The organism is Paramagnetospirillum marisnigri, from assembly GCF_001650715.1.
GTDB lineage: Bacteria > Pseudomonadota > Alphaproteobacteria > Rhodospirillales > Magnetospirillaceae > Phaeospirillum > Phaeospirillum marisnigri.
Map to the genome: position 1 here is coordinate 1 of NZ_LWQT01000002.1, position 1,442 is coordinate 1,442.

General features: G+C 64.8%; 1 protein-coding gene. It reads right to left on the bottom strand.

Annotated features, from left to right (window positions below):
• Positions 1-69 precede the first annotated feature (69 nt).
• Positions 70-1,275 (bottom strand): IS256 family transposase, encoded by a 1,206-nt coding sequence (locus tag A6A04_RS00010; RefSeq protein WP_068489163.1) that lies wholly within the window; start codon positions 1,273-1,275, stop codon positions 70-72.
• Between the last annotated feature and the right edge of the window lie 167 nt (positions 1,276-1,442).

The window sequence follows — 1,442 nt, forward strand, 5'->3', positions numbered from 1 at the left end:
GATCGTGTCCCTTGGATTGGTGTAACAGCGCAGTCGCCGTTTGATCTCCGGCGGGCTTGGCCGGATTGATCAGGCTGCCGCGACGGGTGGCAGGCTCACCAGGGGATCATCGCTCAGGGGAACGACGGTTTCCAGGGTCATGTAGCGGGCACGCTGGACGGCCCATTCGTCGTTCTGCTCCAGCAGGATGGCGCCGATGAGGCGGGTGATGGCGTCCTCGTTGGGGAAGATGCCGACCACCTCGGTGCGGCGCTTGATCTCGCCGTTGAGGCGCTCGATGGGATTGGTCGAGTGCAACTTGGTGCGATGGGCGGGCGGGAAGGTCATATAGGCCAGCACGTCGGTCTCGGCCTCGTCCATCAGCTCGGCCAGTTTCCGGGCCCTGGGGCGGAGTTGGTCGGCCACTTGCCGCCATTGGGTCCGGGCGGCATCAGCATCGTCCTGGGCGAAGGCGGTGCCGATAAAGGCCGAGACGACACGCCGTCCCGACTTGCCGGCATGGGCCAGCACGTTGCGCATGAAGTGGACGCGGCAGCGCTGCCAAGTGGCGCTGAAGACCTTGGAGATTGCGGCCTTGATGCCTTCATGGGCGTCGGACACCACCAGCTTGACGCCGCGCAGACCGCGACGGGCCAGCTTGCGCAGGAAGTCGGTCCAGAAGGTTTCGGCCTCCGACGGACCGATGGTCATGCCCAGTACCTCGCGCCGCCCGGCGGTGTTGGCGCCGACGGCGATGATCACCGCCACCGAGACGATACGCCCGTCCTGGCGGACCTTCACATAGGTGGCGTCGAGCCAGACATAGGGCCAGTCGCCCTCCAAGGGGCGGTCGAGGAAGGTGGCGATCTTGCCGTCGATCTCGCCACACAGACGGCTGACCTGGCTCTTGGAGATGCCGGTCATGCCCATGGCCTTGACCAGGTCATCGACCGAGCGGGTCGAGATGCCCTGGATATAAGCTTCCTGGATGACGGCGGTCAGCGCCTTCTCGGCCATGCGGCGCGGCTCCAAGAAGCACGGCAGGTAGCTGCCCTTCCTTAGCCTGGGGATGCGCAGTTCAACCGTCCCGGCCCGCGTCTCCCAATCGCGCTCGCGGTAGCCGTTACGGTGGACAAGGCGCTGATCCGGATTGCGCTCGCCATGACCGGCGCCAGTCAGCGTCGCCACCTCCAATTCCATCAGCCGCTCGGCGGCAAAGCCGATCATCTCGCGCAGCAGATCTGCATCAGCGCTCTTTTCCAGCAGTCCACGAAGGCCCATCATCTCATTGGTCATCGGTTTGATCCTTGGTTCGGTTGTTGGTGTCGCAACCAAACCCTACCGAAGATCTCCGATGACCACCCCCAGATCGGGGCCGCCTGGGGATGACGCCTCCGGGCGCTACGCACCCTACGCCATCATCCCCAGGCAAAAGCTGCTACACCACTCGACGGGACATGACC

Coding starts and splice junctions, on each gene's coding strand:
- A6A04_RS00010 (WP_068489163.1), bottom strand. CDS start 1,275: ATGACCAATGAGATGATGGGCCTTCGTGGACTGCTGGAAAAGAGCGCT.